Source organism: Maribellus sediminis, assembly GCF_011799805.1.
GTDB classification, from domain to species: domain Bacteria; phylum Bacteroidota; class Bacteroidia; order Bacteroidales; family Prolixibacteraceae; genus Draconibacterium; species Draconibacterium sediminis_A.
In genome coordinates, this window is the sequence record NZ_WXUB01000002.1 from 113582 (window position 1) to 131087 (window position 17506).

The 17506-nt window shown below is 42.5% G+C and carries 10 protein-coding genes; 6 read left to right on the forward strand and 4 right to left on the reverse strand.

The features are described from left to right. The first annotated feature begins 16 nt into the window (after nucleotides 1–16). Together HFD85_RS07320 and HFD85_RS07325 are read left to right on the forward strand one after the other, a co-directional pair. A complete protein-coding gene (locus HFD85_RS07320; RefSeq protein WP_167607064.1) occupies nucleotides 17–1915 on the forward strand; it encodes a substrate-binding domain-containing protein in 1899 nt (632 codons plus the stop codon). A gap of 35 nt (nucleotides 1916–1950) precedes the next feature. Continuing rightward, the gene (locus tag HFD85_RS07325) at nucleotides 1951–3732 is read left to right on the forward strand and encodes a T9SS type A sorting domain-containing protein (protein ID WP_167607067.1); all 1782 of its coding nucleotides are present in this window, start codon (nucleotides 1951–1953) and stop codon (nucleotides 3730–3732) included. Nucleotides 3733–3789: 57 nt separating this feature from the next. Here HFD85_RS07325 and HFD85_RS07330 read toward each other — a convergent pair whose 3' ends face one another. Genes HFD85_RS07330 through HFD85_RS07345 form a run of 4 tightly spaced genes read right to left on the reverse strand, consistent with a single transcriptional unit; the run spans nucleotide 3790 to nucleotide 10189 of the window. Beyond that, nucleotides 3790–5820, reverse strand: coding sequence for an aceric acid hydrolase (locus HFD85_RS07330; protein WP_167607070.1), 2031 nt, complete (start codon nucleotides 5818–5820; stop codon nucleotides 3790–3792). Nucleotide 5821: 1 nt separating this feature from the next. After that, complete coding sequence (locus tag HFD85_RS07335) at nucleotides 5822–8470, reverse strand: alpha-L-rhamnosidase (RefSeq protein ID WP_167607073.1); 2649 nt, start codon at nucleotides 8468–8470, stop codon at nucleotides 5822–5824. A gap of 22 nt (nucleotides 8471–8492) precedes the next feature. Beyond that, entirely contained in the window at nucleotides 8493–8684 is a 192-nt protein-coding gene (locus tag HFD85_RS07340; protein ID WP_206081903.1) for a hypothetical protein, read from the reverse strand. After that, entirely contained in the window at nucleotides 8681–10189 is a 1509-nt protein-coding gene (locus HFD85_RS07345; protein ID WP_167607076.1) for a purine-cytosine permease family protein, read from the reverse strand. The genes HFD85_RS07340 and HFD85_RS07345 overlap by 4 nt, the downstream gene beginning before the upstream one ends. 276 nt (nucleotides 10190–10465) lie before the next feature. Between HFD85_RS07345 and HFD85_RS07350 the strand changes: the two genes are divergently transcribed. The 4 genes from HFD85_RS07350 to HFD85_RS07365 all read left to right on the forward strand — a co-directional run bounded on the left by HFD85_RS07350 (nucleotide 10466) and on the right by HFD85_RS07365 (nucleotide 17411). Continuing rightward, a complete protein-coding gene (locus HFD85_RS07350) occupies nucleotides 10466–11056 on the forward strand; it encodes an RNA polymerase sigma factor (protein WP_167607079.1) in 591 nt (196 codons plus the stop codon). 66 nt (nucleotides 11057–11122) lie between these two features. Continuing rightward, nucleotides 11123–12301, forward strand: coding sequence for a FecR family protein (locus HFD85_RS07355; RefSeq protein ID WP_167607081.1), 1179 nt, complete (start codon nucleotides 11123–11125; stop codon nucleotides 12299–12301). A 154-nt stretch (nucleotides 12302–12455) separates the two neighbouring features. Further along, nucleotides 12456–15725 carry a TonB-dependent receptor gene (locus HFD85_RS07360; RefSeq protein WP_206081904.1) on the forward strand — a complete coding sequence of 1090 codons (3270 nt, stop codon included), beginning with the start codon at nucleotides 12456–12458 and terminating at the stop codon, nucleotides 15723–15725. A gap of 108 nt (nucleotides 15726–15833) precedes the next feature. Then, nucleotides 15834–17411, forward strand: a complete 1578-nt coding sequence (locus tag HFD85_RS07365; protein ID WP_167607087.1) for a RagB/SusD family nutrient uptake outer membrane protein — start codon at nucleotides 15834–15836, stop codon at nucleotides 17409–17411. Nucleotides 17412–17506 lie beyond the last annotated feature (95 nt).

The following is a 17506-nucleotide window of genomic DNA, read 5'->3' on the forward strand; positions in this document are numbered from 1 at the left end:
ATCAACAAACCTGAAGATGAAACGACCAAAACTAATAAAACTTATACTTCTACTGATTATTCTTTCCGGAACATTTGCTTGTTCCAGAAAGAATGTATTTCAGTCCTCAAACAAAATTGCTGTTGTAATTTCCACATTAAACAATCCATGGTTTGTAGTACTGGCCGAATCGGCTGCCGGAAGAGCGAAAGAATTGGGCTACGAAACTCAAATTTTTGATTTGCAGAACGACCCAGCAAAAGAGGCCGAACACCTTGATAACATTCTGGCCATGGGCTGCTCAGCCATCCTGTTTAATCCTACTGATGCCGATGGTTCTGTTCTTAATGTAAACAGAGCAAAGGCAGCCGGCATTCCTACATTTTGTATGGATCTGGAAATCAATTCACAAGATGCAGCCATCACTCAATTGCTCTCCGACAACTTTACCGGATGTGTAAAACTTGGGCAGTATTTTGTTAAACAAATGAAAAATAAAGGCAAGTATGTTGAAATTCTGAGATTGGTTGGTGACAACAATACCTGGAACCGTTCCAACGGTTTTCACAGTGTTGTTGATGAGTTTCCGGAATTGAAAATGGTAGCCCAACAGCTTGCATTCCCAACCGCCGAAGGATATGGGAAATATGCCAAGGGAGGTCGTGGTGGAGTTGTTTTTGAAGTAACCAATTTAAATGACAGCGGAGAAGGAAGTTTAAGGGCCGCAGTTGAGGCTTCAGGTCCCAGAACAATTGTATTCCGATTATCGGGAAACATCGAACTTGAAAGCCCGATAACAATCAAAAATCCGTACATCACCATTGCAGGTCAAACTGCTCCCGGTGATGGCATTTGTCTAAAAAATCATCCTCTTAGCATTAATGCCGACCATGTAATTGTCAGGTATATTCGGGTAAGGCCGGGAGATGTATCAGGTAAAGATTACGACGCGGTGTCAAGCAGGTATTGTAAACACCTTATCGTTGATCATGTTTCTGCTAGTTGGAGTGTCGATGAATGCCTTTCCATATACCATTGCGACAGTATTACCGTTCAATGGTGTTTAGTTGCTGAAAGTTTGTATGGCTCCAACCACATTAAAGGGCATCATGGATTTGGTGGTATTTGGGGCGGTAATCATAGTACGTATCACCACAACCTGTTAGCAGATCATAGTAGTCGGAATCCCCGTATGGCTTCTGGTTCAGGATATACGGATTATCGGAATAATGTAATTTATAATTGGGGATACAATAGCTGCTATGGCGGTGAGGCACAACAACAGGGACAGAAACTTGAAAAATTTAATTTTTCAAGTTTCAATCTTGTGGCAAATTATTACAAACCCGGCCCAGCTACAAGACCTGGAGAAATAGCTTATCGAATTGCGAATCCTGGTTTTAGAAATGAAGCCGATGATTTTGGGCTTTGGTATATCTCTGATAATATTGTTGAAGGGAATGCAAAGGTGTCAGCCGACAATTGGGATGGAGGTGTGCAAACCAGGATAGCTTTTGATAAAATAAAACTGGATAAACCCTGGCCAGCAATGCCGATCCATCAACAAACGGCAGAAGAAGCATATCACTTAGTTCTTAACAATGTCGGTGCAACTTTACCCAAAAGGGACGCTATTGACTTGATGATCATCAAAGATGCACGCAGTGGCACTGCCACCTATGAAGGTAAATATTATAAAAAGGAAAATGAAGTTGCCGACGCTTCAAAGATATGTGGCATTATCGATTCTCAAAATGATGTTGGTGGTTGGCCGGAACTGAAAAGCTTACCTGCCCCTGTTGACACCGACCATGACGGAATGCCTGATAGCTGGGAAACAAAGAATAATTTAAATCCTAAAGATGCCAGCGACAGAAATAAAGTTGGCAAAGATGGATACACGATGTTGGAGAAATATTTAAATAGTATTGATTGACCACGAAATAAACTTTAAATTCAAAATTAAAAGGGATGCATAAATATCTCAGCAAATCAATATTTGCAGTTATTTTATTGTTAAGCCCAGTGTTTGGTTTCGCTCAAAATCTGTTGGCATTTCCCGGCGCAGAAGGTTATGGGAAATATGCATCAGGAGGTAGGGGTAATGGACAAAACGGAAGAATTGCTATTGTTACCAATCTTGAAGATGATTTGGATAATCCTCCCGTTGGTAGCATGCGCTGGGCCATTAAACAAGGAGTTGATACCTTAACCGATCCAATTATAGGAAAATATCCGGTGAAGCGTCCTTTAACAATTGTCTTCCGGGTTGGCGGAGTTATTAACCTAAAAGGGGATCTTCGTGTAAACCGCGATAATCTTACCATTGCCGGACAAACAGCACCTGGCGATGGTATCTGTTTTCGGGGTGCCACCCTAAATTTTGGAGGATCACATAATCTTATTGTTCGATACATTCGTTCCCGGGCGGGCGATGAATTGGGACTGGAAACATCGGCCTTCCGTGTTGAAAATGGTGGTAATTTCATTATCGATCATTGTTCGTTTAGCTGGGCGATTGAAGAAACCACTCATTTTTCAAGCAGCCCGAATTTCACGGTGCAGTGGTGTATTATCAGCGAATCTTTATATCATTCATTTCATAAAAAAGGCGAACGAGGTTATGGTTCCCAACATGGAGGAATGTATGCTTCCTATCATCATAATTTAATGGCACATCATAATTCCAGAACGCCACGAATTAATGGTTCAAATGAAAATGATGTGGAAGCCCTGGTAGATTACCGAAACAATGTAAATTACAATTTTGGCAGAAGTGGTTCTTTTTATGGAGGAGAATGGATGAAAACCAATGGCTTGGGGTTTGCCCATACCAATGTTGTCAATAATTATTTTCTTCCCGGTCCGGGCAATTACGGAACGCTTTATTTTGCAAGCCCGGGGACAGGCGATAATGGCTATGCCGGATGGTATTTTAGTGGCAATGTAATGGTAGGTGATGATGCAAAAACCGCCGATAACTGGTTGGGTGTTAATTACAGTTTTAAAGACAGTATCAGATCCGATGTTGTATTTGTGCATACCGATGGAGTTGTCGAAGATTACGAAAACTATACTCAAAGTGCCGAAGAAGCCTACCAGTCGATAATACACGGGGTGGGAGCCACTTTGCCCAAACGTGATGTACATGATATCCGACTGATTAAAGAAATGACGGGTGAGATTGAAATTGTACGTTATGCGTATACCGACAAGAGCGGACAGGAATCACCGGTTAAAGGTTTAGAAACCGGGATAATTGATACACAAAATAATCTTGTTTCACCCGAAGATCGGGCAGCAGGAAAAACGGCCTGGGATGTTTATCAATCAACTCCGGAAACTGAGGCACCGGTTGATAGCGACAAAGATGGAATGCCCGATTCATGGGAAACGGAACATGGCCTTAATTCTCAGGATAATACTGACTTCAGATTAATCGCTGAAAATGGTTATAGCAATCTCGAAAACTATTTGAATGCAATGGATGTCGGAACATCTGTCTCGAAAACAGAGCTAAAGGAAATGCCTGCATTTTACCCGAATCCCTTTTCAAATTCTCTGTTTATTGATTCTAAATATCAGGTAAATAAAATTGAGGTGTATAATTTATACGGCAGTTGTGTTTATAGCGAGGAGAATAGATCTGGAATTAGAAGTATTGAATTGCCAATGCTCGTTCCAGGAGTTTATTTGGTAAAGACGACCGATATAAGAAAACAATTTAATGTGGTAAAAGTGGTTAAACACTAATCAGAATTGAGCTTAGGAGCAGTTGGATTTCAATAATCCAAATATTAAAAATTTCGTTTATTCAGCAAAAGGTATCCAAACAGTCATTTCTGAAGGCCCGCGGTTGTTCCAGGCGTAATAGGGAATCAGTTTAATTTTTGTTTTAGTGATACTTTTGTTCGAAACCTCGCGGTACAATTTGTTGTTCCAGTTCACGGGGTCATTTGAGATAAATTCCCCTTCGAGTGCAACCAACTTTGAATTGGCAATCTCAATCTCTTTTGGATGTAATTCAATATCTGCAGGGATTTTATAGTCAAAAATGCGCTTACCATCTTCTACATCAGGCGATTCGAGGCAATAAACCACCGGACCACGTTTAACAGCCACCTGGTTGCGTGTTTCTTCCACCAGCGGGTTGGCTTCAATCAGCATCGTTCCCATGGGCAGAATCAGTTCTATAATATCTTCCTGTTTCCATTTCCGGCTTAGTTCAAGGTAGGTTTCCGATTCAATTGGCTTTTGCAGCGACTCTCCATTGATGCTTAATTTAGCTCCTTTTGCCCATGCCGGAATTCTAAACGAGAGGGTGTAATCAGCAGGTATTTCATCCAGGAACAAGGTAATTTTCCCATTCCAGGGATAATCACTTTGTTGGCGAATTTTGATTTTTGTTCCATCGTCCATCGTTGTTTCCAACTTGTTGCTACCGTAAAAATTTATGTAAACACTTTTCTCTGCAAGAGAATATGCATATTCCTGTATTTCGGCAATGGTGCGGATGGTATTTGGTGGACAGCAGTTGCAATACGAAATATACGGCTCGCGGTCTTTCGACCAGCGCAGGTCATCGCTCAGTTCATGCGCCACCATCAGCGGATTGGTATAGAAATACCCTTTGCCATCAAGGCTCACTCCTGCGAGCAGGCTGTTATACATCACGGTTTCCATGATGTCGGCATATTTTGCATCGCCGGTAACCTGCAACATGCGCCAGTTCCAAAGCAGGTTGCCAATGTTGGCACATGATTCGTTGTGTGCTGATATATTGGGCAATTCGTAGTCGTGTCCGTAGGCCTGATGTACCTGTTGAATAGAAGGCTGATCGTAAGTAGTGCCGTTTGGTGAAACACCGTCGTACAGGGCACCGCAAGCTCCGGTAATGTAAATCTTGCGTTCTACCAGATCGTTCCAGATTTCATTGAGGGCGATCATTAGTGAATCATCGCCACTTTCGGCATAAACATCCGCTACACCGGCATACAGGTAATTGGCGCGCACAGCATGTCCGATAGCTTTGGTTTGCTGATTAAAGGGAATGCGGTCCTGGTTGTGGTCCGTGCCATTTTCAACCAGACTGCGTATTTTTATAAGGTTTTCGGCCAGTTCCAGGTATTTCGGATCGCCGGAGGTGCGGTACATTTCAACCACACCCATGTAATGCGACGGACAAATGGCATTTCTCGCCAGTTCAGCCGAAGCCCTTTTGAAAAAATCGTACAAGTAATCGGTAGCTTTTATCGCGATATTCAGCAGGTCTTTTTTCCCGGTTGTCCGGTAATGTACGCAGGCGGCTGTCATCAGGTGTCCCATGTTGTACGTTTCAAAATCCATCCGCTCGTTGAACTCGTGCTTCAAGGTTGGATCTTTTAGTTCTTTAATCGATGTTGGCGTATGGATGTAGCCATCTTGACGCTGGGCTCTTCCGATCATTGAAATGATCTCATCGATCTGCTTACCCAGTTTTTCATCTCCTGAGATTGCGTAAACCATAATTTCCGCTTCCAGCATTTTGTAAAAGTCGCCATCGTGAAACGGAGGCCCAACATGCGAACCGGTATCAAGTCCGGCTGCAATCTCAAAGTTTTTGTAGGCGTGACTGATCTCGTCGTCGAGGTAGCAGCCCATCATATGTGGCACCATCGAATCTTTGCAAACCTCAAAACGTTCGGCCCAAAAACCATCGGTCCACTTCACGTCGCCAATATTGGTGCTTTGCAGTTTGGCAAATTTGCTGCCGGAGGTGTTGGTTAATGCCTTTTCCTGGGCTGAAATATTCCCGCTCCAGATCAAAACAGCAAGGATAAGTATGGATAAACTATGCTTCATTTCAATTCATTTTAGATTTAAATGAGTAGGTTCCTGAGCCTACTTCGTGAATTTCGTACCCGTTCGCATTTTTAGAAGGGACAAAAACGGTTGCAGTGGTATTGACAGGAATGGTGACTTTTAGTTCAAAATTTTCTCCATTCTGTTTCCATTCCGAGGCTGCCAGGCCATACATCGTATTCAGGCTCGCTTTGGCAAAATCTAGTTTTTCATTGATCACCGGTTTGATGATTAACTTTTTATAACCCGGAACTTTCGGATCTGTTTGTAATCCGGCCACTTTTGCGTAAAGCCAATTACCGACAGCACCGTAGGCATAATGGTTAAAAGAATTCATCCCTTCGTTTTGAAAAGTGCCGTCGGGCTTAATGCCATCCCAGCGTTCCCAAATGGTAGTGGCACCCATAGTGACTGGATATAGCCACGAAGGATATTTTTTATTGAAAAGCAGCTTGTAAGCCAGATCCGGCCATCCTACATCGGTGAGCGCATCGCAAAGCACAGGAGTGCCCAAAAAACCGGTAGTCAAATGCTGAAAATGTTCTACATTTTTTGCCAGTTCCTCAGCAGCTTTTTCAAGGTATTCATCCGGAATTATTCCAAAAGTAAGCGCAACGGCGTAAGCTGTCTGGGTATTCGAAATTAGTCGTCCGTTTGGCGTGATGAATTCATTTTTAAATGCAGCTTTTATCTTAGGAAGAAGAGCAGCGTACTTTTTAGCATCCTCTTGTTTCCCCAAAATCTCAGCAGTTTGCTGCATAATTTTGGTAGAATAGTAAAAGTAGGCAGTAGCCAGCAAATCTTTTTCGGTGTGGGCTCCTGCATACCCATAATCGGGTGCGTTGTATATGTAGCTCGAATACTCGGCAAACGACAGCCAGTCGCCAAAATGAAAACCGGTGTTGTACAGGTGGCTTTCTCCTGCCTCGCGGATCATGAATTCTTCCCAGACCTGCATGGAGTTGTACTGTTGCTCGAGTATGCGTTTATCGCCAAAACGTTGGTAAACCACCCAAGGGATTATGGTTGCAGCATCGGCCCAACCGGTGCCACCAAAACCATCCGACCATCCGGTCCCGCCACCGTCTTCAATTAAATTAGGAACCACCCACGGCACATTTCCGTCTTCGCGTTGTTCGGCTTCCAGGTCCTTTAACCACTTTCCAAAAAATGGCGCGGCATTAACATTGAAACAGGCTGTTGGAGCAAAAACCTGTGCATCACCGGTCCAGCCCATGCGCTCGTCGCGTTGCGGACAATCAGTGGGAACATCGAGGAAATTGCCACGCAATCCCCACTGGATGTTTTGCTGAAGACGGTTCACCAAAGCATCAGAACATTCAAAATTTCCGGTGAATTCCATATTGGAATGCATCACTTCGGCAGTAAAATCTTCCGGATTAATTGCTCCCGAATAGTCTTCAATTTTTATGTAACGGAAACCCATAAAAGTGAAATGTGGACGGTAAGTCTCCGTGCCTTCACCTTTAAAAGTATATTCTATGCGTTGTTTTGCAGGCCGAAGGTTGGTAGTGTAAAAGTTACCTTCATTATCCAGCACTTCGGCGTGATAAATGCTGATTTTTTCTCCCGCTTTTCCTCTTAATGAAAAACGGATCCGACCGACCAGGTTCTGCCCAAAATCAAGAACCGTTTCTCCTAATGGTGTTACAATATTTTCTATTGGTTTGATTTCCTGAGTAACTTTTACTTTGGGGCCGGTTGAGGAAACAAGTTCTTCAAATCCGTAATTTTTTTCAACTACTCTTGTCCACAGCGCATCATCAAAGCTGGGTTTGTCCCAGTCAACTTGTTCGAGCCGGGCATTGTATACTTCGCCGTGGTAGATTTCTGATTCGAGAATCGCACCTGTGGATGCTTTCCAGCTGTTATCGCTCACTATGGTTTCTGTTGTTCCGTCGGAAAAAGTTAGGTGCAACTGCATTAACAAGGCTGTTTTTTCGCCGTAATGGTTTTTCTTGCCCTGCCAACCAAAAAATCCACGGTACCAGCCGTCTCCCAAAATTGCGCCGATGGCATTTGCTCCGGTTTTGACCTGTTCGGTGACATCGTAAACCTGGTATTGAATGCGTTTTTGGTAGGCTGTCCAGCCGGGTGTAAATTCTTCATCACTTACCTTTCTGCCGTTAAGATGTAGATGGTACAAACCGCGTGCTGTGGAATAAATCCTCGCGCTTTGTATTTCTTTATCAATTTTGAATTCTTTGCGAAGAAGCGGGCAGGGGTTCGATTTGATAATGTCTTCCTCCAATTCCGGTTCTATCCATTTGGCTTTCCAGTCTGAAGTATTCAGTAATCCCATTTCCCAGAAGGCTGTTTCGCTCCAATCTGATTCTTCCCCCCGGTTGTTCCAGACTTTTACCTGCCAGTAAATTCGATCGCACGAATGCAGCGCTTTTCCTTTGTATTCAACATGAACTGACTGATCGGACGCAACCTTTCTGCTGTCCCAGGCCAGGTTTGTCGTATTTTCGAGATCGGCAACGGAATAGGCACAGCGGATCTGGTAAGCTGTTTGTACAATGTTTTTTCCGTCACATTCCAGTTTCCAGCTTAGCCTGGGCGACTGGCAGTCGATCCCAAGCGAATTTTTATGGTACTCGATTACTAATCCAATAACTTTTACCACGGTAGTTTACTAATTGCAGTTTCTATTCTTCTTCAGTTTCGTCGAGCGATTTGCTTCTCATCCAGAACGGAGCGGAGGCAAACCACAGTATCATTCCAACCCCCATCAACCAGAAGTGGTTTTGCAGGGTAACAACTCCTTTTAGCACAAGTATCGAAGGGAGAAAGGTAAATGCCAGTCCTGTGTACGATATAGTTGTAAGTAGCTTTTTCATGATAAACCTCCTTCTTTTATCAATTGAGCGTTAGTTTTTTGTTTCTGTTGATAATAACTAAATGCCAGGTATAAAATGGCTGCCATTATCCATTCCGGGCCTACGAGGAACGTAAGGTCCATTTTTATAGAGTGGAGCCAATCGGGCAGTTTCCCGTCAGTCATGCGCTGTAAAAAGGCGATATTGTCCTTACCATATATAAACATCGAAATCAGGAAGGGGCCGAACCAGGCAATAGCCGCCGGCCAGCTAAATGTTTTTCCCGATTTTTCGGTAAAATCGCTGATTAAGCCAATTTTTGGGAACAACCAGACATCTAGAATAATAAAAGCGCCCAGCGGAACAAAAAAGAGTCCGTAGTAGGCAACAATCCTGTCTAGATTAGCAGTAACTGCGGGGATGCAGGCAGTGATGATCATAAATACTCCGGCGGCAAAAGTTACTTTCCAACGTTGCCAGTTCGGTGTTGCCACCTGGATGGCTAAACCGGCTCGGTACAGGGTAGGGTTGGCGGTTGTCCATCCGGCAATCACTACTGCAACGGCACCGGCAAAACCGGCTCCGTATAGCGCAATGGTTCCGGGTTGTGGATTGGTAAAACCATCAGCCAGATATGCGGCACATAAAATCCCTGATGCGATCCAGGCGCCAAAGTGGCCTAGGAACATTCCGAATGCTGAGGCAAATCCCTGTGTCCAGCTTTTGGCATAACGAAAAATGGTGACATCCGACATTCCTAAATGCTGGGTGGCGTTACACAGCCAGGCAAAACCGGCTACGTGCCAGAAGGTATATTTCGAATTATTCCCAATGGGCTCGCCTGTAAATATCCTGTCGCTCATGATCTGCCAGAATCCTTCGTCGGGCGTGGCTGCCTTAAGTTTGGCTAAAATAGCAATGGCAGAAGCAAAGAAAACCAGTACCATCCAGGGCGCACAAATTTTTGAGAACTGAGCTATTTTTTCGAATCCAAGTACCGCCAGCAGAGCAATTACAATACCTACAATCAAAGCAATCATCATCCAGGGGAAGGTCGGGATTACGTCTCCCATTGCGAAATTCGGATTTGGTACGTCAAAAGGAATGGAAATTGCTGTAACCGCCACGTTTACCATCGATCCGGCGAGTAGGCATAGAATAAAGGCATAAAAGGCACTGTAGGCAATGGTGAGGTAAGGGCCAACAATTTTTTTAAGTTGCCAGTAGATGGTCAGTCGGGTTTTTACAGCTACCGGTGCGGTTAACAAAGCCCAGCTTAGTACTGCCAGTGTATTGCCCACAAGCAGTCCCCAGAAAAAATCTTTGGCCGAAACGCCGTGCATCACCATCAGCGGGCCAAGGACAAACTCGGTACCGGCAACGTGCTCGCCGGCAAACATGGCAATAAATGTTTTCCAGCCGTGGAGTTTTTTCTCGGAAACAGGTTCCCTGTCGTATTCATACAGTGCGTCGAGTCGTTCGATCATACTCGACTTACCCGCCGATAGTTCTTGGTTCGAATTCATAATGTTATTGGTTAGAAAGAACTTAATTTTTGAATGCCTACAAATCTAAATTTAATTCTTGGTATTTGCAATAAAACGTTTGCATTAATTAAGATATTTGAAAACTTGAAGAGCCTGAAATATAAACTAAAAGAGAAATGTAAACGTTAACATTTTTTTGTATGTTTGTGAAGGAATCGAGACCGGTGAATATGCAAATAATTAGCATTTTTAGTAATTGTGTTAAGAACAATATTGCAGAATATCCGGGGTCAGTGAAAAAAATAAACCAATAGAATGAAGGATTGGCGTCAAACCTGGCTTAAATTCAAAGGAGGTGATATGGATGCATTTCATCGTATCTATGTGGCTTATTTCGACAAGCTTTACGCCTATGGTTCCAAACTCACAAACGAACATTCAGTTCTGGAGGATAGCATTCAGGAACTTTTCTTGCAGTTATACACCCGAAGAAGCCATTTGAGGGAAGACGTTAATCTGGAATATTACCTGTTAAAATCCTTAAAACTTACCATTTACCAGCGTCTGCGCAGAAAAGAGCGCATTATTCCTTCCGGTTTGGCGAATGAAGATCACGAAAGCAGCCTCTTTAAGTTTAAAATTGAAAACGCGGATGAACAGACTGACAAAGAAGGAAACGATGAATTGCTGCAGGCCCTTAGTGGTCTCGATCCCAAACAACGCGAATTGCTATATTTGAAATTCTACAACAGTTTGTCATACAAGGAGATTGGTGATATTTTGGGAATTAATCCCGACTCGGCCAAAAAGCAGGTTTACCGGATCATCAAGAAACTAAAACACAATTTCAGGGGATTTTCTATCGAATTATTCTTGTATGTTGTGCAGCATGTAAAAAAAAGCTAAGAAGCTGTCCACTTTTTACTTCCCCATTCAATTATATACAAACGCCATCAGCGAAAAATGACAAAATTGGAAAGATATATAGAAGATAAACGCTTTGTAAAATGGGTGTTTCTGCCCGATACAGAAGTGAAACACTACTACGCCAAGTACTTTCGGAAGCATCCTGAAGAAAAGGAGGAAATGGTAAAATTGCGCGATCAACTCCGCTGCCTCGAATTCTCGAACAAATCGTATGCGACCGAACTGCCTGAAAATATTTTCAGAAAAATACAGGCTGATATTATTGAACTCGAATCAAGCAAAAAATCACAGATCAGAATCCTGTCAGTATTAAAATATGCAGCCATAGCTGTATTGCTTTTGTCTACCGGATTTTTTGCCAACTTCTTTGCGGGTGGAAATAGTAGCGGTCATCAGTTTTCAGAGGATCTGCTACTGATAGGAACCATGGTTGAGCCCAGGCTTTACCTGTCGGACGGAAGTAGTGTGATCGTTCCCGGGCCTGACTACGAAGTCAGTTATGCTCAGGCTAACAAAATAATTGTTGGGCACGATACCATTGAGGTAAACCGACTGAAAAAGAATGACCGGGGAAAAGATGCCCTTGTTGTTTCTTATGGCAGAAAAGTAAAGTTGGTGTTGCCCGACCACAGCGAGGTGTGGGTGAATTCTGGTAGCCGTCTCATTTTTTCACACAACTTCGAATCTAAAATACGTGAAGTTTTTCTTTCGGGAGAGGGGTATTTCGATGTGGAAAAAAATCCTGAGCAACCATTTTACGTGCGCACAACTGCTATGGCAGTAAAAGTGTTGGGTACCGAATTTAATGTGTCGGCTTATCCTGAAAATGAGACCATTGAAGCGGTTTTGGAAAAAGGCAGCGTTCAGATTGAAGAGAATGACCGGATGTGGTTTGGTAAAAAAGCGGTACTTGTTCCCAACCAAAGAGCATCTTTCGATAAGCAAACCCACGAAATTAAAATAGCAGAAGTTGAACACGAAAATTATACCCTTTGGAAAGAGGGGCTGGTTACCATCGACGATGAAACACTCGACGATGTTTTCGGAAAAATTGAACGGTATTTCAATATAGATATCAAGATTGCGGACAGGGAAAAAATTGATATGCAGATCTCCGGGAAACTCGACTTTAATGTCGGGCGCGAACGGGTATTTGAATACATAGAGAAACTTACTGATGGTAAGTTCACTGAAATCGGACCTGCTAAATACAAGTTTGAATGAAAAGAAGCCGGGAAATGGTGGCTCATCTCCCGGCTGAAATTAGTTACATATTAAACCTATTTACATTTAATAATTACTAACAATCAAATGTATGAAAAATGAACTAAAAACTATCTTCTCGGAAACGGGAAGGCTAAAACAATTGTGGAGAATCATGAAACTAACAGTACTCGTGTCTCTGTTTTTTGTGGTATCGGTTGCAGCCAAAACCACGTATTCGCAGGCTACCAAATTAAGCCTGAATCTAACTAACAAGACTGTCAAAGAAGTGTTTAAGCAAGTAGAGGAACAAAGTGAATTTGTTTTCCTTTACAAAACGAACGAAGTTAACGAGAACCGCCTGGTTTCCGTAAACGTTGAAAATGCCCGGATTAACGACATCATGGATGATGTTCTTGAAGGGCAAAATCTCGATTATTTTATTCTCGACCGGCAGGTGATCATCCGTGAGAAAGTAGAAGCTAATAACCCGGAGACCGTATCGATCAATATGCCACAGGAAAAAGTGGTAAGTGGAACGGTAACGGATGCATATGGCAGTCCTTTACCTGGGGCTACCATTGTTGTTAAGGGAACTACTTCTGGAGTTTTGTCCGGCCCCGACGGAAAATTTACCATCGAAGGTGTGAGTGCCTCTGATGTGCTTGTTTTTTCATTTGTAGGTATGGTAACCAGCGAGATGCCTGTTGGCGGACAAACAACAATTAATGTACAGCTTCAGGAAGATGTTATTGGTCTGGAAGAAGTGGTAGCCATTGGTTATGGTACCATGAAAAAAAGCGACCTGACCGGTTCTGTGGTTCAGGTGAAATCGGAAGACCTTGCAAGTGTTTCAACTTCAAACCCGATTGAAGCTTTACAGGGACGTGCATCGGGTGTGGCCGTTGTTAATGCAGATGCTTCACCGGGTAGTACACCTACCATCAGAATTCGTGGTGTTGGTTCTATCAGTGCCGGCAACGAGCCTTTGATTGTAGTTGATGGATTTCCACTGGTTAATAGTAATCTGAACGATATTAGTACAAACGACATTGCATCGATGGAAGTGCTAAAAGATGCTTCGTCAGCAGCTATTTATGGTTCACGTGGTGCTAACGGCGTAATTCTTATTACCACTAAGAAAGGTGCAAAAGGAATGAACGATCTTGAAGTAAAAGCTTCCTATGGAGTTTCTACTCCGGCCAGAGTTCCTGAGATGTTGGGACGTGATGAGTTTATTACCTTTATCAATGAAGCATATACTTATTCTTCAGGTAACCCGGTTTATTCAAATTCGAATCCGGCCCCGGCATACGATACTGACTGGCAGGATGAGATCATCAAAAATTCTTCAGCAACACAGGATTATTCGATAATATTCCGTGGAGGTAAAGACAAAACAACCTATATGATCTCCGGAAATATTTACGACCAGGAAGGAATGCTGGAAGCGTCAGGTTTTAATAAATATACCCTTCGTACCAATCTCGATCACGAATTCAGATCTTGGTTAACCATCGGTACGCATCTTCAGGTTGGGCGCACGCAACGTGATGTTCGTGAGAATGCCACCGGAAATATTTTCCGTTATGGCTGGCCAACTTTGCCCGTTAAAAATGAAGATGGAAGCTGGTATTATGCCACTGAAGATCCATCGATCAGTTCTTATTTCGAAGGTACATGGAATCCTGTTTCAGAGGCTTCTGAAGTGACCAATACATTGTCGACCGACAGGATTCTTGGAGATGTGTATGCTGTTTTCAAACCGATTGAAAACCTTACCTTCAAAACAAACTTCGGTGTTGATATTGCCAACCAGAAAAACTATCAGTATTATTCTTCGTTATCAACTGCCGGAATTGGTTCGGGAAGTACTGGTGTTGGCCAGCAAAGCTATTTCAGAAAAACAAGTCAGTTGACTGAAAATATTCTGACTTATTCAAATACCTGGGATAAACATCGCTTAACGGCCACCGGCGTTTATTCGTGGCAGGAATATGTATATGAAAGTTTAACAGCCAGCGGATCGGGATTCGAGAATGATGCAACCGGGGCAAACGATATGTCTTATGCCAGCCAGGAAAGTATTACAATTGGTTCTGATAAATATTCAAACCGCCTGATTTCTTGGACCGCAAGGATGTCGTATACCTATGCTGATAAATACCTGGTAACTGCAACCGGAAGATACGACGGTTCTTCACGTTTCGGTGAAAACAACAAGTGGGGATTTTTCCCGTCGCTGGGATTGGGTTGGAAAGTCGACCAGGAAGCATTTATGCAGGATGCCGACGCGATCTCAAATTTAAAATTAAGAGCCAGTTATGGTGTGACCGGTAACCAGGAAATTGGAAACTACAGATCACTATCTTCCTTGAATCCCTCTTATTATGTATTTGATGGTGTGCCGCTGTTAGGCTTTGTAGAAACCATTGGAAATCCCGACTTAAAATGGGAACGTAATATTCAATATAACCTTGGAGTTGATTTGAGTTTATGGGGACGTTTGGATTTGAATTTCGACTATTATCAGCGTCGAACATCCGACTTGCTGTATAATGTTCCAATTCCAACAACATCGGGTTACAACAGTATGCTTAAAAATATTGGTGAAGTTAAAAACGTTGGTTTTGAATTCAATGCGCATGCAAGAATAATCGATACGGAACTGAAATGGGATGTAAGTGCAAACTTGTCGACTAATAAAAACGAAGTTGTTGAGCTGTATGGCGATGTTGAAGAAATCAACCTTGGATCTTCAACAGCTGGTATCGCACGCTATTTAAAAGTTGGTGAACCTGTAAACAGCCTGTGGGCACGTGAATCGGCCGGAATTATTACAACACAGGAACAACTGGATGCCTACCGCGAAATTCGTTCTTCGGCTCAGTTTGGCGAAGAAATGTACGTTGATCATATCGACGATAAAAGCATAAATAGTGAAGATTATATCAATATCGGATCAACCGAGCCTGATTTCTTCTACGGTATTTCTACTAATCTGTCGTTCAAAAATTTCACACTTGATATTTACGGACAAGGAGCTACCGGGATTTCTGCCCAGGAAAATAACTCTACTGGATATTTGCTTTATGGTGAAAATCAGATACAAAACCGGAATTATCTTCCAACAAAATATGCGTATGATAAAATGTGGAGTGAAAGTAATCCTTCAGGTACTTTCCCAAGAGCGGGAGCTCAGGAGATCTACTTGTCAGACCGGACCAACGGAAACTGGAAGTACTTTGTTTTGAAAAATATAAAATTAGGATACGACCTTTCTTCTCTGATCGACAATGCAAGCTGGGTAAAAGAGTTAAACTTCTATGTTAATGCTCAGAATTATTTTACAACTGCTAATCACAGAGGATATAATCCTGAGACGGGATACACAAACTATCCTTATGCAAAAACAATGTTGTTCGGAATCAGTGCTAAATTTTAAACTTAAAAAACTATGAAACGAGCGAATGGTGATTTTATCAAAAAGAATGATGGATTTATTTTAAGCGAGTTACATGAGTTACCGTTGAAAACTAAAAAAAATAAACGAATGAAATTCATTAAATATATAATACTGAGTTGTACAGTTCTGATCTTTTCACAATGTACAGACTTAACGGAGGTGCCTTATACGTTTTTATCGCCAAATAACTATTACAACAATGCTGATGAGCTCGGTACAGCTCTAACAGGTGTTTACGATGGGTACCGCGATGCTTTTGATGGTTATAACAAGTACGTTATGTACCTTGAAGTTTTAACTGAGTTTGGTTCGCCCGCCTATGCAAAAGATAACATGCATCTTTGGAACGTATGGAGCGATATGAACAACGCCGATAAAATGGTAATTACCAATTGGGATAATGCATATGATGTGATTAACCGGGCAAACCTGGTTATCGGTCGTGGCGAAGATGTTGAAATGGATGAAACGCTGAAAGCAAGATTCTTTGCAGAGGCGCGTTTTATCAGAGCAGCTACCTATTTTAATTTGGTTCGCCTGTGGGGCGGAGTACCAATTCCAGAAACATACACCGAAGGTCTTGAAGGCCTCGAGATTCCAAGAGAATCGTTTGACGCAACTTACGAATACATCATCAAAGATTTGGAGTATTGTATTCAGAATTTACCCAAAAAATCGGAATATGACGCAACAGATATCTGGAGAGCATCAAAAGGCGCCGCTCAGTCGCTTCTTGGTGACGTTTACCTTACCTATGCCGATATGAGTGGGGATGCGACGTATTACGCAAAATCAAGAGATGTTTTAAGTGATGTGATTAGTTCAGGTGAATATGAGTTGGAGCCGGATTTTAAAGATTTATGGTTTTGGTGGAATACAAACAATAAAAATGGGATTGAATCGGTTTTTGAACTTCAGTTTGCAAACCTAAGCGGCCAGCACAATAATAACCATGTAATGTTTGGTGTAAATATCACCGAATATACTTTGGGTTGTTATATGTATCGCCGCTTCCATCCATCAATCCAGCATTACCTCACTTACAGCGATACCGATGCACGAAAAGAAGGTACCTTCCTTACCAAATTCAATACTACAGAAAAAGGAAATCCAAGTCATATTCTGGATACTTTGGTGTGGCTTCCCGAAGACAAAGGTTTTTACCCGGGAACTCGTGGATGGAAAAGTGCCGGCCCTGGTAACGTTAAGTTTTACGACCGAACTCCTGAATCTGCAACCTTGAAAAGGCCTCAGGCTCAGATGTATGTAATTCGTTATGCCGATGTGTTGCTGAACTATGCTGAAGCTGAAAATCACGTAAACGGAGGTCCGAATGCAGCTGCTTATGATGCCATTAATGCGGTGCGCAACCGGGCTAATCTCGACGATCTTCCCACAGGATTGTCACAACAGGAATTTGCGGATGCTATCTTCCGTGAACAAGGCTGGGAATTGGTTGGTGAGGCCAAGTTGTATTACGATGAAATTCGTACCGATCGTATTGGAGAGAATGTGAAAAAACACGTACAGTATGGTAACGACGAGGGGATTTATATGTATGTGGAAACTCCTCTGGAAATGATTCCTTCGAAAGACTTCTTATTTAAAATTCCACAGTACGATTTTGATTCAAATCCGGCACTGGTACAAAACCCGGATAACTAGTGAAATTGTGACCGATTTTAGTTCATAGTTTAGATGGGGGACAGTCAGTTTGGTTGTCTCCCATTTTTGCAAGAGAACGTTCTTGTTTAAACTTT